Annotated in this window: 14 protein-coding genes; 6 read left to right on the forward strand and 8 right to left on the reverse strand. The window is 66.1% G+C overall.

Features of this window, described 5'->3' with window-relative positions; translation table 11 throughout:
* Nucleotides 1–73 precede the first annotated feature (73 nt).
* Nucleotides 74–2,464 carry a DUF3141 domain-containing protein gene (locus AB3X99_RS22735; protein WP_368618211.1) on the reverse strand — a complete coding sequence of 797 codons (2,391 nt, stop codon included), beginning with the start codon at nt 2,462–2,464 and terminating at the stop codon, nt 74–76.
* A gap of 442 nt (nt 2,465–2,906) precedes the next feature.
* On the opposite strand from AB3X99_RS22735, the gene AB3X99_RS22740 reads away from it, so the two are divergent.
* Both AB3X99_RS22740 and AB3X99_RS22745 read left to right on the forward strand, forming a co-directional pair.
* Nucleotides 2,907–4,658, forward strand: a complete 1,752-nt coding sequence (locus AB3X99_RS22740) for a SulP family inorganic anion transporter (RefSeq protein ID WP_368618212.1) — start codon at nt 2,907–2,909, stop codon at nt 4,656–4,658.
* A gap of 29 nt (nt 4,659–4,687) precedes the next feature.
* A complete protein-coding gene (locus AB3X99_RS22745; protein ID WP_368618213.1) occupies nt 4,688–5,368 on the forward strand; it encodes a VIT1/CCC1 transporter family protein in 681 nt (226 codons plus the stop codon).
* Between the two features lie 301 nt (nt 5,369–5,669).
* Here AB3X99_RS22745 and AB3X99_RS22750 read toward each other — a convergent pair whose 3' ends face one another.
* From AB3X99_RS22750 to AB3X99_RS22760, 3 genes are all read right to left on the reverse strand, one after another.
* Nucleotides 5,670–6,377 (reverse strand): transposase, encoded by a 708-nt coding sequence (locus tag AB3X99_RS22750; protein WP_368618214.1) that lies wholly within the window; start codon nt 6,375–6,377, stop codon nt 5,670–5,672.
* Nucleotides 6,378–6,728: 351 nt separating this feature from the next.
* Nucleotides 6,729–7,676, reverse strand: coding sequence for an NAD-dependent epimerase/dehydratase family protein (locus AB3X99_RS22755; protein ID WP_368618215.1), 948 nt, complete (start codon nt 7,674–7,676; stop codon nt 6,729–6,731).
* Nucleotides 7,676–9,394 (reverse strand): FAD-dependent oxidoreductase, encoded by a 1,719-nt coding sequence (locus AB3X99_RS22760; protein WP_368618216.1) that lies wholly within the window; start codon nt 9,392–9,394, stop codon nt 7,676–7,678. The genes AB3X99_RS22755 and AB3X99_RS22760 overlap by 1 nt, the downstream gene beginning before the upstream one ends.
* A 307-nt stretch (nt 9,395–9,701) precedes the next feature.
* On the opposite strand from AB3X99_RS22760, the gene AB3X99_RS22765 reads away from it, so the two are divergent.
* Entirely contained in the window at nt 9,702–10,526 is an 825-nt protein-coding gene (locus AB3X99_RS22765) for a WecB/TagA/CpsF family glycosyltransferase (protein WP_368618217.1), read from the forward strand.
* A gap of 58 nt (nt 10,527–10,584) precedes the next feature.
* Here AB3X99_RS22765 and AB3X99_RS22770 read toward each other — a convergent pair whose 3' ends face one another.
* On the reverse strand, nt 10,585–12,027 hold the full coding sequence (locus AB3X99_RS22770; protein WP_368618218.1) for an undecaprenyl-phosphate glucose phosphotransferase: 1,443 nt from the start codon (nt 12,025–12,027) through the stop codon (nt 10,585–10,587).
* A gap of 605 nt (nt 12,028–12,632) precedes the next feature.
* Entirely contained in the window at nt 12,633–12,989 is a 357-nt protein-coding gene (locus AB3X99_RS22775) for a DUF4148 domain-containing protein (RefSeq protein ID WP_069263369.1), read from the reverse strand.
* Nucleotides 12,990–13,262: 273 nt separating this feature from the next.
* Here AB3X99_RS22775 and AB3X99_RS22780 point away from each other — a divergent pair, with 273 nt between their 5' ends.
* From AB3X99_RS22780 to AB3X99_RS22790, 3 genes are read left to right on the forward strand one after another with little or no spacing between them, the layout of a single operon-like run.
* A complete protein-coding gene (locus tag AB3X99_RS22780; protein ID WP_368618219.1) occupies nt 13,263–16,472 on the forward strand; it encodes an efflux RND transporter permease subunit in 3,210 nt (1,069 codons plus the stop codon).
* A gap of 41 nt (nt 16,473–16,513) precedes the next feature.
* The gene (locus tag AB3X99_RS22785) at nt 16,514–17,698 is read left to right on the forward strand and encodes an efflux RND transporter periplasmic adaptor subunit (protein ID WP_368618220.1); all 1,185 of its coding nucleotides are present in this window, start codon (nt 16,514–16,516) and stop codon (nt 17,696–17,698) included.
* A 12-nt stretch (nt 17,699–17,710) separates the two neighbouring features.
* On the forward strand, nt 17,711–19,195 hold the full coding sequence (locus tag AB3X99_RS22790) for an efflux transporter outer membrane subunit (protein WP_368618221.1): 1,485 nt from the start codon (nt 17,711–17,713) through the stop codon (nt 19,193–19,195).
* Here the strand turns inward: AB3X99_RS22790 and AB3X99_RS22795 are convergent.
* Together AB3X99_RS22795 and AB3X99_RS22800 are read right to left on the reverse strand one after the other, a co-directional pair.
* The gene (locus AB3X99_RS22795; RefSeq protein ID WP_368618358.1) at nt 19,170–20,585 is read right to left on the reverse strand and encodes a heavy metal sensor histidine kinase; all 1,416 of its coding nucleotides are present in this window, start codon (nt 20,583–20,585) and stop codon (nt 19,170–19,172) included. The two genes, AB3X99_RS22790 and AB3X99_RS22795, sit on opposite strands and share 26 nt — an antisense overlap.
* A gap of 8 nt (nt 20,586–20,593) precedes the next feature.
* Nucleotides 20,594–21,271 (reverse strand): heavy metal response regulator transcription factor, encoded by a 678-nt coding sequence (locus AB3X99_RS22800; protein WP_069263361.1) that lies wholly within the window; start codon nt 21,269–21,271, stop codon nt 20,594–20,596.
* Nucleotides 21,272–21,453: the final 182 nt, after the last annotated feature.

Genomic DNA, 21,453 nt, shown 5'->3' on the forward strand with positions numbered 1-21,453 from the left:
TACCCTATCGCCCGCGCGCCGGCGAGCAACGACGGACCGCGGACAAGCCGCTCATACTCTTCGTATTCGCGATTCACGACGCCTCCTTGAGATCGGGCGCCACGCGAGTGGGCGGCGCCTCGGGAACCTCATGCATGGCTCCGACTGTGCTTACCGCCGGTGTGCGTTCCAGCGGCAGCGACGAACGGATCTTGTCGAGCATGCTGAGCTGGGCAGCGGTCGGCCCGGCTTCCTGCACGCGCTTGTCGTCCAGCAGCTTCTCGGCCAGTTCAAGCAGCTTCTCCCGGTCTTGCGGGTCGGCCAGCAGATGCGGCAGCGTGGCGAGCGCCTGTTCCGGCTCGTAACGCACGATGATTTCCTGCTCGCCGCGCACGCGCCGCCACTGGTCGCCCGGCAGCTGAGGCAAATAAGCGGCGTAGTCCTTCGCGAGTTCGTGGCGCAGGGCAAGCCGCGCGAGCGGGAGCGGCTCGCCCCGGCGCGCGAGCAGGCAGGCGGCGCGAGCCAGCGCCTCCGTGTAGCCGCCTTCGGCCATCGACGCCAACGCGTCCCTCACGTAGGGCAGATCGCGGGGGTCTCCGGCCGCCACGGCGGGTCTGGCTTGCGCCTCTTCACCGTGTTCGACGGTGTACAGGTTCCCGTAGAAGGAAAAGAACGCGCTCTCCGTCATGGCGTCGCGCATCGCGCGATAGAAGTCGAGCGATGCACTGAACATCTCCGAACCGTAGTGCTCGAACTCCCTCAACGGCGTCTCTTCGTGGACTTCGGCATGCCGCTTTGCCCTGACTGCCTCGGCAGCAGGCCCAAGCCACGCGAGCCACGGATTCAGATCCGAAAGCGCCCAGCGCTGCGCGCGAAGCGGATGAAACTGCCGCTGCAGATTCGCTGTCGTTTCGTTCGACCACATCCGTACCCACGGTTGCAGGAACAGCTCGTACGCACGCTGGTTCAACTCCGATACGCGCTTGACGGCCTCGAACGGCTGTTCGTCGCTACGCTCGAAGCGGTTCAGGCGCGCGGCAATCTCTTCGAGCCGATACTCGCGGAATGACACGTCGTATGCCGGTTCTCCGTCTTCGCCCCGACGCTCGGCAATCTCCATGCCGTAAAGACCAGGCGGGAACGCTTCGATCGCTTCGAGCACGGAGGCAATCTGCTGATGCTCCTTCTTCGCGACCTTGCCCGAAACGAAAATGCCGAGGTGGCCGATGCTCTGGTGCACGAGTCCTACGATCACCTGACCGCGCGCCTTGATTTCTTCCGTGCTGCCGTAAATGTCGGCGACCCAGTTGAATGCCTGTTGAGGCGGCGTGATGTTGTCGCCCAGCGAAGCGAACAGAATGATCGGCGACTTGATTTCCCGCAGATCGAATGCCGTCCCGTTGAGACCTCGAACTTCGCCCGACCAGAGCGTGTTACCGACGAACAGGTTGCGCGTGATCCACTCGATCTCCTCGCGGTTCATCAGGTAATAGCCGCCCCACCAGCGCTCGAAGTCGAGGAAGCGCGGCGGCTCGGTATCGGCGTTGTCGAACAGGTGGTAGTACTTGTCCCATAGGCTGTTGGCGGGATTGAGATTCTCGAAGTTCTGCACGAGATGGGCGCCGTCGAACTTGCCGTTGCCGAGATCGGCCGTCAGCGACGCGAGCCAGGTACCGCCCAGCATGCCGCCGGAATAGCGCATGGGGTTGTCGCCCTCGCCTTCGCTCCACGCGCCGCTCCAGTAGGACATCGGCGCGCCGTTGATGACGAGCGGCCCCGTATGGTCCGGGTCGGAACTCGCGAGCATCATGGCGGCCCAGCCGCCCTGGCAGTTGCCGACGATCGCCGGCTTCGGGCTGTCCGGGTGCAGTTCGCACACCTTCTTGACGAATTGCGCTTCCGCCGCACAGACATCGAGCAGGGTCTGGCCAGGCTCCGGATCGCGAAAGAAGATGACGAAATACACGGAGTGGCCCGCCTTGAGCGCAACACCGGCCTGTGAATCGTCCTTGAAGCCGCCGATGCCCGGACCGTGGCCCGCACGCGGGTCGATGATCACATAAGGACGCTTGCTAACGTCGATGACCACACCGTCGGGCGGCAGCAGGCGCACCAGCGCGTAGTTGACCGGCCGCGCCAGCTTCCGGCCGTCGATCACGAGTTCGTGGCCGAAATGGAGGACCGGCCGAAGACCGTTGCGGGCCTGCTCGACGAAGCCATTGCCGCGCTGGCGCAAGGTGTCCCAGAAGAGCACGGACCGCTCGGCGACATCCACCGCGTAGCGGTAGCCGGCCCAGGGGTCCAGCGCGGTTGGCCATGCTGGGCTCGCCGAAGCGGGTTTGTCGCTTTCGGCCAGCCGCCCAGTCGCATCCGCTAAACGCTGACTGAATCGGGTTTGCGCTAGTTCCGATCGCCTGGCGAGGAGCCGGGCAACTTTGCCGCCGATCTCCTGGCAACGCGCATATTGATTGGCTAGGTCGGTCATGGCATCACCTTCTGGTCCGCGAAGGGGTGGCAAAAGCCACCTCCGCCGCCTCGATTGAATGAAAGGAATGCTTACGAATATGCTGGGCAGTCGCGTGCGTAGCCGCAAAGGCCGGCATGGCTGCTATCTCTCCAGACACTGGCAGACGCACGTGACAGGTTCGTTACGGCGCCGCGCCGGGCCGGCCACGATTCCGTCTGCACGAACTGAATCGTGCAGCCGCTCGCGTGCTTTCTCTATAGGACCATCGGCCCATACCCCGCCGAAACGATTGCCCTTGCAGCAGTAGGACCAAAGTCCGATTGACGCTTGATCAACAACATGGGATTCGTCAAATTTCCGCTTCAGCATGTTGAATGCAGTAGCCCACGGGGAAGTAACGGTGAGACATTCGACGTAGATGTGCGTCGGTCGTGTTTCTGCCCCTGGAGGCCACAGCATCATGCGCGATCAGCCCGCGTCGCACCGCAAATCCGGCTTTCGTCTTCCCGTTCTCGAATGGGTACGCGACTACCGGACATCGTGGATCAAACCCGACATCGTTGCGGGCGTCACGGCGGCGGCTGTCGTGTTGCCGAAAGCGATGGCTTACGCGAGCGTTGCCGGACTGCCCGTCGAAACCGGGCTCTACACGGCGTTCGTGCCGATGGTGATCTACGCGCTCTTCGGTACGTCAAGGCCACTGAGCGTCAGCACCAGCGCGACGCTGGCCATTCTGAGCGCGGCCGCGCTCGGTCAGGTTGCGCCCGATGCCAACACCGCCCAACTGGTCATCGCGACCGCCACACTCACGCTGCTCGTCGGCCTCTTCCTCGTTCTCGCGGCCTTGCTCAGGCTGGGGTTTGTCGCGAACTTCATTTCCGAGCCCGTGTTGACGGGCTTCAAGGCCGGCATCGCCATCGTCATCGTGCTCGATCAACTGCCGAAACTGATTGGCATTCACGTCGTGAAAGGATCGTTCTTTCATAACGTATATGCGCTCGCTGCCGGGCTTCCCCATGCGTCGATGTCGACGGTTGCCATGGGCGCACTGACGATCGCCGTGCTGGTCGCGCTCGAACACTGGTATCCGAAGTCCCCCGCCCCGCTCATTGCCGTGGCGCTCGGCATAGCGTGTGTCGCTTTCGCCGGCGTGCAGCGGTACGGCGTGGAGATCGTCGGCGAGATCCCGACCGGATTGCCTTCGTTCGTGATGCCGGATCTTTCCCTGATCGACGCGCTCTGGCCGGCGGCGGTGGGCATTGCCCTGATGAGTTTTACCGAAACGATTGCTTCAGGGCGCGCATTCGCGCTCAGCGGGGAACCCGTTCCGCTGCCGAACCGCGAACTGCTGGCGACGGGCCTGGGCAATGCGTTGGGCGCGCTGTTCGGCTCGATGCCCGCGGGCGGCGGGACGACCCAGACGGCCGTCAACCGGCTGGCCGGTGCGCACTCGCAACTGGCCGAACTCGCCACCGCGGCCGTGACGCTCGGCACCATGGTGCTGCTCGCGCCCGTCATCGGACTCATGCCGCATGCCACGCTCGCTGCCGTGGTGATCGTCTATTCGATCGGCCTGCTCAATCCGGAGGACTTCCGCGCGATCCTCGCCATCCGGCGCACCGAGTTTGTCTGGGCGGTCGTGGCGCTGGTGGGCGTCGTGCTGCTCGGCACGCTGCAAGGCATCCTGATCGCCATCGTCGTATCGCTGGTGGCACTCGCCCATCAGGTGTCCGATCCCCCTGTGTACGTACTGCGGCGCAAACGCGGCACGAACGTATTCCGTCCGGTATCGGACGAGCATCCGGACGACGAGGATTTTCCCGGACTGCTGCTCCTGCGGCCCGAGGGACGAATTTTCTTTCTCAACGCCTCCAACATCGTGCACAAGATCATGCCGCTCCTCGCCCAGACGCGCCCCAGGGTCATGGCGCTCGATATGCGGGCCGTATTCGATGTGGAGTACACAGCATTGAAGATGCTGACCGAGGCCGAGAAGAAGTGTCGCGAGAGCGGAATCGAAGTCTGGGTCGTGGGCCTCAATCCCGATGTCTTTGCCGTGCTCGAGAAGGCGCCGCTCGGCAGCGTGCTTGGACACGAGCGCATGTTTCTCAATCTCGAACAGGCGCTAGCCGCATGGCGGGAGGCGCAGCATGCCATTGTGCGCGATGGCGTATCGTCTGCCAGTAGACACCCTGGACAGAGAACGCCTTGAGCGCTTATCTACTTTTTGCAAGAGGCCATATGAATACCACTACCCCGACACAGCAAACCGCGGCCGAAAAGCGCGAGCCCGTACTCAACACCGTCGAGCGCGTGACCGAACTGTGCTTTGGCCTGTTCATGGCGTTGACTTTCGTCGGCGCCGTCAAGGCGGTCACAGCGGGCGAGGACGCCGGCCGCAAACTGTTCCTGGCCGCCCTCGGATGCAATCTCGCCTGGGGCCTCGCAGACGCCGTGATGTATCTCGTCCGCACGCTCGCGGATCGCGGACAGCGCCTGACACTCGCCCTGACCGTGAAACGCGAACCAGACCGCGCCGCGGCCGTGCGGGCGTTGCGCGACGCATTGCCGACGGCGCTGGAACCGCTCGTCGATGACGAAGAACTCGAGCTGATTCGCGCGCGCCTCGCCGCGGCGCCTACGCTGCCACCTCGCGCGCATTTCAAGCGCGATGACTTTCTTGGGGCAGTGAGCGTTTTTCTGCTCGTGGTCGTATCGACGTTCCCGGTTGCCCTGCCCTTTATCCTCGTGAGGGATCACATAGCGGCGCTCGTCATCTCACGCATACTCACGCTCGCGATGCTCTTCGCCGCCGGTTTCGCGCTCGGACGCTACACCGGCGCGGGCGCGATGAAAGCGGGCTTCGCGATGATGCTGCTTGGGATCGTGCTGACGATGGCGATCATTGCGCTCGGCGGCTAGCCGTCAGGCGACACGGCTTCGTTATCCGCGGTCATCGGCAGCCCGCACTGCGGCTGGCGATGACCGTCACCCCTGCCTGGAAGTGGATTTCGGCCACGAACATCGGCACGGATGTCTGCGTCGTGCCCGGTTGTTCGGAAGCCGGCGTGCCATACATGTTGTGCCAGTATTCGTAGCCAGGACCCAGGTACGCCGTGCGCGGATGGCCGGCGAACGATCCCCGTCCGGATGGATCTCGTAGACGATCGACCCATCAGGACGAACGACCACCCCCGCTGTGCGGCTAGCCCACCGCCCCTCGTCATGCGTGGGCGCTGGCCGTGCGAACCTTGCTCGGCCGGTCGCGCAGCAGCAATGGCATCAACCGCCGGTTGGCTGTCTGCGCCGCCCATTCGCAATAGGCGGCGCTGCCGAGCACCCAGCCCTCGAGCGTCGCCCGCATCAGGTTATTGACCTCGGCTTCGTCGAGAGGCTGTGCGCCCAGGTCGCGGTAAGACTCGTGCCGTTCGAACGGCGTATCGCCGAGCGCGCGATAGAGCGGATGATCCTTGACGAACCTGTCGACACGCAGCCCGACGTGGTGCGTGTAGCTCGACCACGGATAGTTGCCCGGCTCGGCCACGAGGCGGTTGCGCACCGGCGCATGATCGATGACCTGGCTCGCGAGCAGGAAATAGCGGTCGGGTTCGATCACGGTTGCCCGGTACTCGCCACGCCACATCGCACCGCGGCGTCCATGGCGGCGGTTGAATGTCTCGACATAGCGGCGGCAAACCGCCTGCATCGCCATGGCTACGCTCGACTCGTATGAAGGCGTGACGAGGAACTGCACCGCGTCGGGCATCAGCACCCACGCGTGGACTGCCAGATCGGCGACGCGCGCGGCGTCCGCGAGGCAGGCGAGGAAGTAAAGGTAGTCTCCTTCGTCGAGGAATGCGGGCCCTTTGAGCCCCTGCAAGATAACGTGCTGCGGTTGTTCTGGGACGTAGTGCCGTGCAAGCCGTGTCATGCTGAATTAACCGGAAATCCGATGTGGGGGAGCGATCCGACAGGTATCGATCGCCTGACGCTGCGTGAGTGGATCTACGATCAAATTCTATGGGCCGTGCGCGCACGTCTGCGTCGCGAACAGGCCTTTTTTATGGCCTCAATTCGCTGATTTGACGAGCGCAACGCGCGCATTTTTACGCCGCCGCTGAATAGCCGTCGAAGCGCGATCCGGCACCACTAAAGCGTAGCGATGAGGGTACGATGGTCGAAGCGACTGAAGTCCCAAAATTTATCCGCAGGACTCCGAATTATAGTGATGGGTCGAAGCCGAAGCCTTCGACGCGCCGAAACCGCGCCTAACCCGACCGGTTCAGTCGGCGCGCGACAACGCCGCCATGAACGCTTCGGCCTGCAGCGCGACGCGCCACGGCGTCCACGTCATCCCGAATGCCTGTTCCGCGCGGCGCGCGTCGAGCCGGATGTCCTGTTGCCACAGCCGCGCGAGCGAAGGCGGCAGCGGCGGAGGCACCTTCACGCCACCCAGTTTGCGCCCCGCGATCCCGGCAATCTTCAGCGCAGGCGCCCACAGCTTCGTTTCGAGTGCAAGACGCCGCGCACCGATCCGCTCCACGGGCGTCGCCCCCAAAATTCGCGCGTAGGCGACGAAGTATTCATTCCAGCGCGGCGCCTCGGCCATCGCCAGGTTGTAGGCCTGAGCGCCCGAAGCCGGCGTGCGCAGCGCAGCCAGCGCCGCCTGCACGACGTCGTCGATGTGGACGAGATTACTGCAACCGTCGCCGGCGGCGCCGAGGTCACCCAGGCGCCGCGCGCACAGCAGCTGCGCAATGCGCGCCGACCACTGCGGACTGCCGCCTCCGTAGATGCAACCCGGGCGCAGTATCGTGAGCGCGGGCAGCGCAGCGAGCAGTCGTTCCGACTCGACCTTCGCATGGCCATAGGGGCTCACGGCGTCGAGCGCCGCCGCTTCGTCGATACGGCCTTCGGCGGCGCCGTACACCGCCATCGAACTGAAGTGGACCACGGGCAGCGGCGCACCGCGTGCCGCCAGCGCGGCCGCCAGCGCGCGCGCATTCGCGACGATCGTCGCCGGCGCACCCGCCACGCAGTTGACCACGCCGTGCACGTCGGCCAGCGCGGCGGCGAGCGACGCGGGGTCCGCGGCATCGACACGGCGCAAGCCGCTTCCTTCCCTGCGCGAGGCGGCCACCGGCTCGGCCCATTCGGTACGGCTCAACGCTTTCACCAGATGGCGGCCGACGAAGCCGGTCGCGCCAAGAACGAGAATACGGGCTTTCATTACGCGGGTTCGGAAGGGTTTGCGATTGGAACGGGCAGCGCGCCGAGATCGGCGGCGCCCTTGAGGTGTTCGGCGAGCCGCAGTGCGAGCGCGACGATGGTCAAGGTCGGATTCGCCTGGCCCGAAGTCGGGAACACCGCGGCGCCCGTCACATAGACGTTGTCCGCTTCGTGCAGCCGGCAGTCGGCATCGACCACGCTCGTGCGCGCATCGCGCCCCATGCGCGCCGTGCCGATGTGATGGCCGCCATAGGCTCCGTAGCGCGTCATTTCGGCCTCGACCTGCGCGGGGTCGTAGGTGAAACGGCCCACGCCTGCGCGCTCGACCTCGTGCGCGAGCGCGGCGAGCGCGCGGCTCACGGTCGCGACGTCCTGCTGCGTGTAGCGCCAGTCCACATGGATGCGGCGCAGGCCGAGTGCATCGGTTTCATCGCCGAGCGTGACGCGGCTCGCCGGATTGGGCTCCTGCTCCGCATGGAAGTCGAGCGAGAAACGCAGATTCGCAGGCCGCACGATCACCGAGGGGAACTTGCGCGCGGCCAGCGTGCGCCGCCGCAGCCAGTGCCACAGGAAACGCGCCGTGTTCGGCGCGTCCGCAACGACGTTTTTCGCGTGCGCGAGCGTGGAGCCCGCATAGCCTTCGGGTGTGCCGTCGTAGAGGCGCTTCGCGTATTCGTAGGGCACGATGCCGCGCGCGAGATACAGCGCGGAGAGGATGCCGTTGCCGTGCCCGGCGTCCGGAATGCGCGGATGATGCAGGCGCGCAATGAAGTTGCCCGCGCGCAACGCGTCTTGCTGTTCCGGGCGCAGCGCGAGGCGGCGGCGGCAATAGATGCCCTCTTCCGTCACCTCGTAGCCGTGCCACACGGACTGCGCCGCCGCGAGATCGAGCGTGCCGATCGTGCCCGCGAGATGGCTCATGTAATAGCGGCCCACCGCGTCGTGGGCGTTGCCGAGCCCCCCGCCGCTCGGCCCGGGGCTGTTGAGCAACAGGCGCGGCACTTCGAGACCGCCGGCCGCGAGCACGTAGGCGCGTGCGGCCACCGCGAACGTCGCGCCGCCCGTCGCGTCTTTCGTATTGAGCACGCGCACCTGGGCCGCGCCGACATGCCGCGTCGAACCCGCCAGCATCGGCAGGCGGCACAGGTTCGCATGCTGGAGCACACGCACGCCGCCTTTCGCCAGGCGCGCCCGGTAACGCTGACCGAAATCGGTCGGGCAGCTGAAGCGCTCGAGCGTGTGCGTCGAAAACACGTCGCTGGCAAAGCCGCCGATCATCGGGCGCGGGGGCGCCGCGAACGCGCCTTCGGCCGTATAGGCGAATTCGCCCGCTTCGCACAGTGCGTTGGCTTGCGGGTAGTGGCGCAGCACATCGGCGAACGCGATCGGCCAGCCGCTGTGCGCGACGTAATCGCGCGCCTCGAAGTCGTGCGCGTCGAGGGGCATGCAGCGGCCGCCCCACAGCGTGGTCGAGCCGCCGAAGCGCCGCACGCGGTAGTTGTCCGGCGGCGGATGAAGCGCCGCATTCGCCACCGTGCCCGCGTACAGCTGCTGGGTGGCGGGCTCGGGCGCGTCGCCGCCGCTTTCCAGCACGATTACGTCGAGCCCGCTCTTCTCCAGCGCGAGCGCGAGCGCAATGCCGGCGGCGCCGGCGCCCACGATGCACAGGTCCGCGTGCAGCGTCGTGCCGGCGGGAATCTCACGGGCGTCGGTGATCATCGTCTGTTACGTATGTGAAAGGGAAGACGGGCCGCGGCGATCGTAGCCGATCGCTCGCGTGCAACCAACGGCGCCACAGAGAAATTTCAGACGCATCCCGATTTTTGTCTCTAAAAAAACACTGTTGTATTACCCGCAGCACCGACACAGCAGTAAGATTCCGTCTGAAGTCCAAAACGCCTTGGCAAAAGCCAGGAGACCAGAAAAAAACATAACGTACGTCGCATGACGGGGTGGCACGACGCCGGTTCAACGGGCGCCGTGCGTGGCTCTCGTCGTGTGCGCACGTCGGGGTCACAAAAACAACATGAGTACGCCTTACATAACAGCGGCGCCGCAGGCGACCGCACGGGGTGTCTTCAAGCCGAGCATTCCCTTGTTCGGCCTCAACATCGCCGCCGTGTCGTTCGACACCGCGCTCGACGTGCTTTGCACCGCCGCCTTGCAGCGCGACGGCCGGGCGCGTGTCGCGGTCACGCCAAACGTCGATCACGTGGTGCGTCTCGACACGCAGCCCGATCTTCATCGTCTCTACCGCACCGCCGACTTCCTGTTTGCGGACGGCATGCCCGTGGTCTGGGCGAGCCGCCTGTTCGGCGCGCCGCTGCCGGAACGCGTGACCGGCGCGGACCTGTTGCCCGCCCTGTGCGAGCGCGCCCACGCAGCCGGCTGGAAAGTGGTGGTAGTCGGCGGCCGCCCGGGTCACGAAGCCACGCTCCTGAATGGCTTCGCGCAGCGCTATCCGGGCCTCGACGTCGAGGTGATCGCACCTTCCATGACGTTCGATCCGACCGGCCCCGAGGGTGATGCGGTGGCCGGGCGCGTGCGCGCGGCCGCGCCCGATATCGTGTTCGTGTGCCTCGGCATGCCCAAGCAGGAACGCTGGGCCCTGCATCACGCGAGCAAGCTGCCGGGCGGCCTCATGCTGTGCGCCGGGGCGGCCGTCGAGTTTGCCGTCGGCCTGCAGCAACGCGCCCCCGTGTGGATGCAGCGCTGCGGTCTCGAATGGTGCTGGCGCATCAAACAGGACCCCGCGCGCCTGTGGCGCCGGTACCTCGTGGACGACCGCCGCTTCTTCGCCATCCTGTGGCGTCACTGGCGCATGGCGCGCACGCAGCAGCGCGCGGCGTAAGGCCGCCGATGCGGACGCGGCCGGCTCATGTTCGGCCACGTCTCGCGCGGCGCAGGCTTCAAACCGCATTGCGGCCCGAGACGATCGACGGGATCGTCTTCAGCAGGATCTGCAGGTCGAGCCACAGCGACCAGTGCGTGATGTAGTAACGGTCGTACTCCACGCGGCGCTGCATCTTGTCGGGCGTATCGGTCAAGCCGCGCAACCCGTTGATCTGCGCCCAGCCGGTAATGCCCGGCTTCACGCTATGGCGCAGCATGTAGCCGGGAATCAGCTGCCGGTACTCTTCGTTGTGCTCGGCCGCGTGCGGACGCGGACCCACGAGACTCATCGAACCGCCCAGCACGTTGAAGAGCTGCGGCAACTCGTCGAGCGAAGTCCGGCGCAGATAGCGCCCCACGGCCGTGATCCGGTCGTCGCCGCTGCGGGCCTGGCGCACGCCCTGCTCTTGTGCATCGCCCTCGTTCTCCGCCGCGACGCGCATCGAGCGGAATTTGTGCACGACGATCGCCCGGCCGTGCTCGCCGTTGCGGCGCTGCCTGAACATCACCGGGCCCGGCGAATCGAGCCGGATCACCAGCGCGATCGCGAGCATGACGGGCCACAGCAGCGCGAGCAGCAACGCCGCACCGGCAATGTCGACCGCGCGCTTGAGCATGCGCGAGAGCCCCAGAATCGGCACGTCGTGCAGTGCCAGCAGCGGCACGCCGGCCAGGTCCGCTCCGGTCGTCGCGACGTCCTCCAGGTAATGCAGCTCGGGCACGAGATAGATCGCAGCCGTCGAATCGTAGAGGCGCGTCACGATGTCGGCCGTGATGTCCTTCACTTGCGTTGCGTCGGCTCGCGCCATCGCGGCCTGCCCCATCGCGAGGAACACGATCTCATAGTCGTTCGCGAGGATGCGCGTGGCGGCGTCTTCATAGCGGCCGAGATACGGCGGCAGCGTTTCCCCGTCACGCGGCGTGGCAGGCGCATCGTTGTAATAGCCCATCACGTGAATACCGAGAATCGGCGAACGCTGCAGGCGCAGGTTCAGCTTGCGCGCCTCGCGGCCCATCCCGAAGAACACCGCGCGGCGCAGGTTGCCGGGCGCGTTGTTGACGCTGTGGGCCACGCCGCGCAATACAGCCAGGCCGACGAGTTGCAGCGGCAGCGCAATGGCGGCCCACTGGACGACCAGCGTACGCAGGGCCGTCGTGCCGCTATCGCCATGCGTCGCGAACAGCAGCACCATGAGCGCGACCGGCAGCCGGCACCAGCGCCATGCGCCGCGGCCCAGCATCCACCAGAGATGACGCGCGCTGGCAACCAGGTGAAAGCGCGCAAACACGACGAACGCGGCCACGGCGAACGCCCCGGTCAACGCCCGTGTGTACGGCGTATCGCCGGTCTGTCCGCGCAGCAACAACAGCGCCACGAGCGCGCCCGTATTGAGCGCCGCGCTGATGACACCGACCAGCGCCATAAAGAGGCGGTGATGGTGGGTCGACTGGGTGGACATGACGGGTTCGGCCAGTATGTGCGACTGTTTTATACGCCTGATTGGCATGACGGCGGGATTAGACCGCGAGGGGAATGACCGTCTGCGCAAGGCGCAACAGCAGCAAGCGGCGGACGACGATTCGCTAGAAAGGCGAAACGCGAGTCTCAAACGCTTGCGATTAAACACACGAACCGAACGTACGCGCTTTTTTAAACATGGAGCGCTATTCGTAGTGCAAGACGGCCGCTCCCCGTCGGCCTGACGGCGCAGACTCCTGTTCCGGCAGCGCGAGTGGTCTAGATTCGCGCCAATAGCCCGGAATGGAGAACGGCCATCCCAATTCGCGCGTATCTTACCAGCGCATTATGAATTTGCGTGATCCGGAAAGATAGCGCCGTGAAAACGCGCGGTATCGTGGGGAATTTGCCGATGCGGCTGATTTAACGCCGCCGTAATTAGTAGGGTAGGTTCGGGGCTTCAATAAAAATGAATAGCGATTTCTTGCGCGCGAATGGGGCGAATTATGTTCGCGCAAACGTTTGTTCAAGCGAATCGAAATGCGCGGGAGCGCCCGGCGTTATCGCCGGGGCTGCTGCGCCGCGTTCGAGCAGCCAGTGGCTCGCTCAGTGGCCCGCATAAATCGACCGCTCGCCGACGCTGGCCACGACCGGCGCACCCGCGTCCGAGCTGCCCGTCATCGCCACGCCGCCGACCGCCGTGCTGCCCGGCGCGGCCTGCTGGTTCTTTTGCGCCTGCTCCTGGGCCACGATCGCCTCCGCGTGCTGGATGTCATCCGGGTAGTTGACGTCCTTGGCCACCGGACGATACCCCGCCTGCTCCAACCGCACGAGATCGGCGATCACCTGGGCGCGCGTGACCGGCGCGTTGGCGGGGTCGGCGGGGGTGGCAGTCTGTGCGAAAGCGGCAGCGGGAGCGGCCAGGGCGCAGGCAACGAGCAATGTGGAAACGAGTGCTTTCATGGTGTTCACCTCTCAATGAATGGCCGCTGCATCGGGAAGGGATGCCGCCTCAGCCACCCTCGGCAATGTCGCGAAGGTTGAACGCATTCTGGTCGCGCGGCGCTGACCCAAAGCTGACCTGCTGATTACGAGTTCGTTATCTGGGCGCAGCGCGCCCCCGGCGGCTAGCGTCCTTGCACGGCAAAGATGACAAATCCGTAATGTCGAGGTCAGCACCGGGTAAGCGCGCCCTCCCGATACTTGCGCCACTCCCGCCTCAACCCGGACCCCGTCATGTGGATCGTCAAACTGGCTCTCAGACGGCCTTACACGTTCATCGTGCTGGCCGTACTGCTTTTCATCCTCGGGCCGCTCGCCATCATGCGCACGCCCACGGACATTTTTCCGAACATCAATATCCCGGTGGTCAGCATCGTCTGGACCTACAACGGCTTCTCCGCCGAGGACATGGCGCACCGCATCACCTCGAACTACGAGCGCGCGCTGACTTCGGACGTGGACGACATCGAGCACATCGAATCCCAGTCGCTCAACGGCGTGTCGGTCGTGAAGGTGTTCTTCCATCCTGGCGCCGACATCAACCGCGCGATTGCCGAGGCCGCGTCCAACTCCGCGTCGATCCTGCGTGTGCTGCCGCCCGGCACGCTGCCGCCGAACATCATCACGTACAACGCCTCCACGGTGCCGGTGCTGCAACTGGGCCTGTCCAGCGCGACGTTGCCCGAGCAGTCGCTTTACGACCTCGGCAACAGCTTCATCCGCACGCAGCTCGCGACCGTCCAGGGCGCGGCCGTGCCGCTGCCCTACGGCGGCAAGATCCGCCAGATCATGGTGCAGCTCGATCCGAAAGCGTTGCAGGCCAAAGGTCTTGCACCCGCGGACGTCGTCAACGCCGTGAACGCGCAAAACCTCATCCTGCCCGGCGGCACGGCGAAGATCGGTTCGCGCGAATACAACGTCGAGATGAACGGCAGCACGCAAACCGTCGCGGCGCTCAACGACCTGCCCATCAAGACCGTGAATGGCAGCGTGGTGTATGTGCGCGACGTCGCGCACGTGATCGACGGTTACGCCCCGCAAACGAACATCGTGCGCGCGGACGGCAAACGCGCGGCACTCCTTACGGTCGAAAAGACCGGCAGCGCCTCGACGCTCACGATCATCCAGCAGGTGAAGGCCATGCTGCCGACGATCGCCGCGGGCCTGCCGAGTGCGCTCAAGATCACCCCGCTCTCCGATCAGTCCGTGTTCGTGAAGTCGGCGATCTCGGGCGTGGTGCGCGAGGCGCTCATTGCGGCTTGCCTCACCGCCGCGATGATCCTGCTCTTTCTCGGCAGCTGGCGCGCCACGCTCATCATCGCCGTGACGATTCCGCTCGCCGTGCTCACGTCGCTCATCGCGCTCGCGGCGCTCGGCGAGACCATCAACATCATGACCCTCGGCGGCCTCGCGCTTGCAGTCGGCATCCTCGTTGACGACGCCACCGTCGCTATCGAAAACATCACGCATCATCTTGAGCGCGGCGCGCCGCTGCACGACGCCATTCTCAACGGCTCCGGCGAGATCGCCGTGCCGACGTTCGTCTCGACGCTCTCCATCTGCATCGTGTTCGTGCCGATGTTCCTGCTTTCGGGCGTGGCGCGGTATCTGTTCGTGCCGCTCGCCGAGGCTGTGGTGTTCGCGATGTGCGCGTCGTACTTCTTCTCGCGCGCGCTGATCCCCACGCTCGCCATGTATCTGCTGCGCGCGCGTAAGCCTGACGCTGCGCCCAGGCGCGGCATCGCTGGTGTGTTGACGCGCTTTCAGGCGGGCTTCGAACGACGCTTCGAAGCAGTGCGCAACCGCTATCGCGCGCTGCTTCAGGCGGCGATTTCGCAGCGCCGCCGTTTCGTGGTGCTGTGGGTCGCGCTGTGCCTCGGCTCGCTCGTGCTCGTGCCGTTCACCGGCCGCGACTTCTTTCCCGCTGTCGATACTGGCGAAATCCGCCTGCATCTGCGCGCGCCAACCGGCACGCGCATCGAGGAAACGGCGCGCACCACCGACGAAGTCGAAGCGAAGATCCGCAGCGTGATTCCGGCCGCCGAACAGGCCGCGGTGCTCGACAACATCGGTGTGCCGGTGAGCGGCATTAACCTCACGTACGACTCGTCGGACCCCATCGGCCCCGAAGACGCGGACATCCTCATCACGCTCGCGCCGAAGCACCAACCCACCGCGCAATATGTCGCGAAGCTGCGCAACGTGCTCAACGCCTCGTTTCCGGGCGTGACCTTCGCGTTCCTGCCCGCCGACATCGTGAGCCAGATCCTGAACTTCGGCCTGCCTGCGCCCATCGACGTGCAGATCGTCGGCAACAAGCTCGCGCAAAACCGCGTCGTGGCGAATCATCTGCTCGACCAGATGCGTGGCGTGCGCGGCCTCGTCGACGCCCGCATCCAGCAGCCCGGCGACGAGCCCACCATCAACGTCGACGTGGACCGCACGAAGGCGTTGCAAGCGGGCCTCACGCAGCACGACGTGGCGCAGAACCTGCTCATCGCGCTCTCGGGCAGCTCGCAAACCACGCCCAACTTCTGGCTCGATCCGAAGAACGGCGTGAGCTATCCGCTCGTGACCGAGGTGCCGCAATACGATATCCATTCGCTGCAAACACTCGCCAATATTCCGCTGACGACGTCGCAATCCGTCACGTTCTCGCCGCAAAACCAGCTCGGCACGCTCGGCACGGTCTCGCGCAGCTCGCAGGAAGCCGTGGTGTCGCACTACAACGTGCAGCCCGTGCTCGACATCTTCGCGTCGACACAGGGACGCGACCTGGGCGGCGTCGCCTCCGATGTGAACCGCCTCGTGAACGCCGCGCGCGCGCAACTGCCGCCTGGCTCGTCGATCGTGATGCGCGGCCAGGTGCAGTCGATGAACGCCTCGTTCAGTGGCCTTGCGGCGGGCCTCGTGTTCGCCATCGCGCTCGTGTACCTGCTGATGGTCGTGAACTTCCAGTCGTGGCTCGATCCGCTCATCATCGTGAGCGGCCTGCCGGCGTCACTCGCCGGGATCGCGTGGATGCTGTTCGTCACGCAGACCACGCTGAGCGTGCCGGCGCTCACGGGCACGATCCTCTGCATGGGAATCGCCACGGCCAACAGCATTCTCGTCATCAACACGGCGCGCGAGTCGCTCGCCGCGGGCATGGAGCCGCTCGCCGCCGCGCTCGATGCGGGTTTCAACCGCTTTCGCCCAGTGCTCATGACGGCGCTCGCGATGCTGATCGGCATGTTGCCGATGGCGCTGGGTCTCGGCGACGGCGGCGAGCAGAACGCGCCGCTCGGGCGCGCCGTGATCGGCGGCCTCGCGGTCGGCACGCTTTCCACGCTCGTGTTCGTGCCGGTCGTGTTCGGCATGGTGCATGGCTGGCTCGCGCAACGCCGCGCCGCGCGCGATGCCAGCAACGATGCGCAAGCCGATACAACCACTCACGTTGAATAAGGATTCCATAATGAAATCGCAGACACCGCACGAAGAACGCGATGGCCGCGGCGCGAACCGCAACGCGAGGTCGCTCGGCTGTCGTCGTCGGCCTGACCTGCCTCGCCATCGCCGCGGCGCTCCTCACGGCGGGCATCGGCCCGCGCCTCCAGGCGCGCACGGCGCAAGCGCAGCAGGTCGCGGCGCAGCGTGAGCTGATCGTCTCCACCCTCACGCCCACGCGCGCACCCGCCACGCAGGACCTGTTGCTGCCCGGCTCGGTGATGTCCTGGGCCGACGCCTCGATCTACGCTCGCACGAGCGGGTACGTGCAGCACTGGTACGCGGATATCGGCGCGCACGTGAAGGCAGGCCAGACGCTCGCGCAGATCGACACGCCCGAACTCGATGCGCAACTGCAGCAGGCGCGCGCCGACGAAGCCACCGCACAGGCCAACTATCGCTTCGCCAACAGCACGGCGCAGCGCTGGCAAACGATGCTGCAGACGCAATCGGTCTCCGAACAGGACGCCCAGGCGAAAACGAGCGACGCCGCCGCGAAACTGGCCACGCTCCAGGCGGCGCAGGCCAACGTGGCGCGACTGCAGGAGCTGGTTTCCTACCAGAAGGTGACGGCGCCTTTCGATGGCGTCATTACGGCGCGCAACGTGCAAGTGGGCGCGCTCGTCACCGCGGGCGGCACGCCCGGCCTCGCCACGATGCCAGGCGAGCTGTTCCATCTCTCGCAGACCGACCGGCTGCGCGTGTACGTGGACGTGCCTCAGGACGACGCGAGCCTCGTCACGCCAGGCACGGCAGTCTGGTTGACGACGCAGCAATATCCGGGGCGACGCTTCGAGGCGAGCGTGGCGCGCAGCGCGAACGTGATCGATCCCGTGAGCCGCACGTTGCACGTGGAAGTCGATGTGGACAATCACGACGGCGCGCTGATGCCCGGCGCCTACGCGCAGGTGCACCTCGCGCTCACGGCGGCCGCGCCGGCGCTCGAACTGCCCGTGAGCGCGCTGCTGTTCCGCCCGGACGGCGTGACCGTCGCGGTGGTGGATGCAAAGAGCATGGTGCAACTGCGCAAGGTGACCATCGGCCGCGACTTCGGCACCTATGTGGAAATCGCCACCGGACTCGCGCCGACCGATCGCGTCATCAACAATCCCGGCGACGCCATTGCGAGCGGCCAGAGCGTGCGCGTGGCGGCAGCCTCGACGGCTGCGCAAGCGAAAGCGTAAGCGAGGCTCATCATGTTCGAACGCCCTCTCCCTGCGCTGCGCCGGATCGTCGTCGCCTTCACCGCAGCATCGCTCGCGGCGTGCACCACGTTGCCGCACTACAGCGTACCCTCGACGGACGTGCCTGCGCACTTCGCGACACAAACGACGCAACCCGCAGCGGCACCCGGCTGGACCGTCGCCGCGCCCGCCGACGCCCAAACGCGCGGCCCATGGTGGACGCTCTTCGGCGACAACGACCTCGACCAGCTCGAAGCCCGCGTGGACGTGTCGAACCAGAGCGTGCGCCAGGCCGTTGCCAATCTCGAAGCCGCGCGCGCGATGATCGACTATCAGCGCGCGGGCTATGCGCCGACCGTCACGGCGGATGTGGCGGCGCAGCGTTACCGGACCTCGCAGAATCTCGTGGACCATTCGCTTGCGGGCAAGACGATTCCCGATTACTCGACGGGCCTCACGGCAAGCTGGGAACCCGACCTGTTCGGGCGCGTGAAGGACGCGACCACCCAGGCCCACGCCAACGCCCAGGCCACGCAAGCCGACCTCGAATCGGTGCGCCTTTCGGTTGCGAGCCAGCTGGCGACGGATTACTTCGATTTGCGTTCGCTCGATCGCCAGAAGAAGCTGCTCGACGACACCGTGAGCGCCTACACGGCGGCGCTGCGCATCGTGCAGCAGCAGCTCGCCGACGGCGCGATCGACGCCTCCGCCGTCGCCCAGGCACAGACCCAGCTCGAGAGCGCGCGCACGGCGGATAGCGACATCGACGTGCAGCGCGCGCAGCTTCAGCACGCCATCGCCACGCTGATCGGCGTGCCCGCTTCGACGTTCAGTCTGCCGCCGCGTGTCGATCCCGCCGTCGTGCCGTCGATTCCCGCGGGCGTGCCCTCCGCGCTGCTCGAGCGGCGGCCCGACATCGCGGCGGCCGAGCGGCGCGTGGCCGCGGCCAATGCAGGAATCGGCGCAGCGCGCGCGGCCTTTTATCCCGACCTCACGCTCTCCGCGACGGCGGGCCTCGAAAGCACGTTCTTCGCGCCGTGGCTGAGCGCGCCCAGCCTCTTCTGGTCGCTCGGCTCGCAACTGGCGGGCACACTCTTCGACGGTGGCCGGCGCGACGCCACGCTCAAAGGCGCGAACGCACAATACGATGCGGCAGTAGCCGGCTACCGGCAAACCGTGCTGACGGCGTTCCAGCAAGTCGAAGACAACCTGAGCGCGCTCGACACGCTGGCGAGCGAAGCGCAAAGCCAGCAGCGCGCCACCGCCGCCGCGCAACTCTCGCTCAAGCTCACCACCAACCGCTACCAGGCGGGCGCGGTGAACTATCTCGATGTCGTGACGGCGCAGACCATCGCGCTCTCGAACGAACGCAACGAGGAGCAGATCGCAGGACGAAGGCTCGATGCGAGCGTGCATCTGCTGGAGGCGCTCGGCGGCGGCTGGGACCGCGCGGCGCTGAGCGACCTGAGCGCTAGGAACGGGCGAACGTCAGGATGAACCGCGTGCTTGCCGCGTCGCTTTCGGCGCGCGCCGAGCCGCCGTGCAGCGCCATGATCGTGCGCACGATCGCGAGCCCCAAACCCGCCGAAGCACCCGCACGCGCCTCGCGATGGCGCGACGCATCCGCGCGATAGAAGCGATCGAAAATGCGTTCCATCAGCGCGGCTTCGATCGGCGTGCCCGGATTGGCCACCGTGACCTCGACGGCCCGTGGCGTCTGCTCGACGCTCAGCGTGATCGCCGCGCCGCGCGGCGTATAGCGCAGCGCATTGGCGAGCAGGTTGCCCACGGCGCGCCGGAACAGCTCCTTGTCCGCGCGCAGGCGGCCCTCGCCCTCCACGCGGATTTGCACGCCCGCTTCGTCGGCGAGACCTTCGAAGTAGTCGGCAATCTGCGTGAGCGCATCGTGCACGTCGAACTCCGCGAGCGTCGTCATGAACTGCGGGTGCTCCGCACGCGCGAGAAAGATCACGCTTTCGATCATGCGCGAAAGCCGTTCGCATTCCTCCAGATTCGATTCGAGCAACGCCTCGTATTCGGCCGTGGTGCGCTCGCGTGCGAGCGCCACTTCGTTCGCGCCGCGCAGGTTGCCGAGCGGCGTGCGCATGTCATGCGCGAGATCCGCCGTGTATTGCGACATGCGCTCAAAGCCGCCATGCAAACGGTCGAGCATGGCGTTGAGCGATTTCGTGAGCGCTTCGAGCTCGCTCGGCGCGCGTTCGACTTCGATGGGCGTATCGAGCCGGTCGACCGTGACCGTGGCCGCGCGCGCCGCCATCTCGCGCAGCGGACGCAGCGACTCGCGCACGAGCAGCCAGCTCATGAGGAACGCGAGCAGCATGCCCGCCAGGCCGAAACCGTAGAGCCGCTCGCGATAGTGATCGAGCAGCTGCCAGCGATCGGTCATGTCGCGTGCGATGACGATGGTGACGGGCGTGCCGTCCGCCAGCGCGGCGTCGGTAGCGAGTCCGCGCACGGGCACACCGCGCGCGTTGCGCCACTCCACCACATCGCCTTCGGTAATGCGTTGCGTCGGCGGGAGACGCCGCGCGAGCGCCGCTTCTGGAAACGCCGCGTCTGCAATGCCCGCCGTGTTGTGCTCGACGAGTTGCGCGCCGCCGGTACCGAGTATTTCCATGGAAAGCGCGGGATTGCCGAGCACCTGGCTCGTGAGCCGCTCCGCATGTTCGCGCACGTCGTGCTCGTTGTGCAGTTCCTGCGCGAGGCGGCGCGTGTGGCGCGAAATCAGCACGATGTCGAGGTCGTCCTGCTGCTTCACCTCGCGGTCCAGCGTGAAATAAAGCGTGCTGCCCACAAGCGCGAATACCGCGAGCGTGGTACCCGCGAAACTCAGCGCGAGGCCTGTGGCGAGCGAGCGCACCGCCATGCGCGGCATCAGGCGTTCCCTTTGATTTCGGCGACGTAGCCCACGCCGCGCACCGTGTGGATCAGCTTGACGTCGAACGCGTCGTCCACCTTCGCGCGCAGGCGGCGGATGGCGACTTCCACGACGTTGGTGTCGCTGTCGAAGTTCATGTCCCACACGTATGAGGCGATCTGCGTGCGTGTGAGCACTTCGCCCTGGCGGCGCACGAGCAGCTGCAGCAGCGAGAACTCCTTCGGTGTGAGGTCGATGCGCGTGGCCCCGCGTTTCACGCGCCGGCGCGTGACGTCCACTTCGAGGTCGCCGAGCAGCAGCACGTCGCTCTCGCGCGGGGGGCCGCGGCGGGCCAGCGTGCGCACGCGCGCGAGCAGTTCGACGAAGGCGAACGGCTTGACGAGGTAGTCGTCCGCGCCCAGCTCGAGGCCCTTCACGCGGTCGCTGATGTCGTCGCGCGCGGTGAGGAACAGCACCGGCGTGGTGTGCGTGGCGCGCAGCGTCTTGAGCACCGTCCAGCCGTCCATCGCGGGCAGCATGACGTCGAGCACGATCACGTCGTACGCCGCCTCTTTCGCGAGAATCAGGCCTTCCGCGCCGTCCGCCGCGACATCCACGGCATAGCCGGATTCCTCGAAGCCCTTCTTCAGATACGCGCCGGTCTTCGGCTCGTCTTCGATCACGAGAATGCGCATCGCCGTTCAATTTTGAGTGTGTCCGGCTCAATTGTATGCGTTATGTCGCTTGCTGCGCTTCCGGGCGGCGCGCCTGGCGTAGCCGCCCAGGTCCTGCGGGATGCATTTCGAACGGTCGTATCGAATCTGCTTTGAGGGACTTGCGAAGAAGTCATCGGGTATCGTGCATGCAAACGCCCGCT

Source organism: Paraburkholderia sp. BR10882 (assembly GCF_040948855.1).
Taxonomy (GTDB): domain Bacteria; phylum Pseudomonadota; class Gammaproteobacteria; order Burkholderiales; family Burkholderiaceae; genus Paraburkholderia; species Paraburkholderia nodosa_A.

What these genes read in the sequence shown, in the direction of transcription:
- AB3X99_RS22735 (WP_368618211.1), bottom strand. Translation starts at nt 2,464, where the DNA reads ATGACCGACCTAGCCAATCAATATGCGCGTTGCCAGGAGATCGGCGGC.
- AB3X99_RS22740 (WP_368618212.1), top strand. Translation starts at nt 2,907, where the DNA reads ATGCGCGATCAGCCCGCGTCGCACCGCAAATCCGGCTTTCGTCTTCCC.
- AB3X99_RS22745 (WP_368618213.1), top strand. Translation starts at nt 4,688, where the DNA reads ATGAATACCACTACCCCGACACAGCAAACCGCGGCCGAAAAGCGCGAG.
- AB3X99_RS22750 (WP_368618214.1), bottom strand. Translation starts at nt 6,377, where the DNA reads ATGACACGGCTTGCACGGCACTACGTCCCAGAACAACCGCAGCACGTT.
- AB3X99_RS22755 (WP_368618215.1), bottom strand. Translation starts at nt 7,676, where the DNA reads ATGAAAGCCCGTATTCTCGTTCTTGGCGCGACCGGCTTCGTCGGCCGC.
- AB3X99_RS22760 (WP_368618216.1), bottom strand. Translation starts at nt 9,394, where the DNA reads ATGATCACCGACGCCCGTGAGATTCCCGCCGGCACGACGCTGCACGCG.
- AB3X99_RS22765 (WP_368618217.1), top strand. Translation starts at nt 9,702, where the DNA reads ATGAGTACGCCTTACATAACAGCGGCGCCGCAGGCGACCGCACGGGGT.
- AB3X99_RS22770 (WP_368618218.1), bottom strand. Translation starts at nt 12,027, where the DNA reads ATGTCCACCCAGTCGACCCACCATCACCGCCTCTTTATGGCGCTGGTC.
- AB3X99_RS22775 (WP_069263369.1), bottom strand. Translation starts at nt 12,989, where the DNA reads ATGAAAGCACTCGTTTCCACATTGCTCGTTGCCTGCGCCCTGGCCGCT.
- AB3X99_RS22780 (WP_368618219.1), top strand. Translation starts at nt 13,263, where the DNA reads ATGTGGATCGTCAAACTGGCTCTCAGACGGCCTTACACGTTCATCGTG.
- AB3X99_RS22785 (WP_368618220.1), top strand. Translation starts at nt 16,514, where the DNA reads ATGGCCGCGGCGCGAACCGCAACGCGAGGTCGCTCGGCTGTCGTCGTC.
- AB3X99_RS22790 (WP_368618221.1), top strand. Translation starts at nt 17,711, where the DNA reads ATGTTCGAACGCCCTCTCCCTGCGCTGCGCCGGATCGTCGTCGCCTTC.
- AB3X99_RS22795 (WP_368618358.1), bottom strand. Translation starts at nt 20,585, where the DNA reads ATGGCGGTGCGCTCGCTCGCCACAGGCCTCGCGCTGAGTTTCGCGGGT.
- AB3X99_RS22800 (WP_069263361.1), bottom strand. Translation starts at nt 21,271, where the DNA reads ATGCGCATTCTCGTGATCGAAGACGAGCCGAAGACCGGCGCGTATCTG.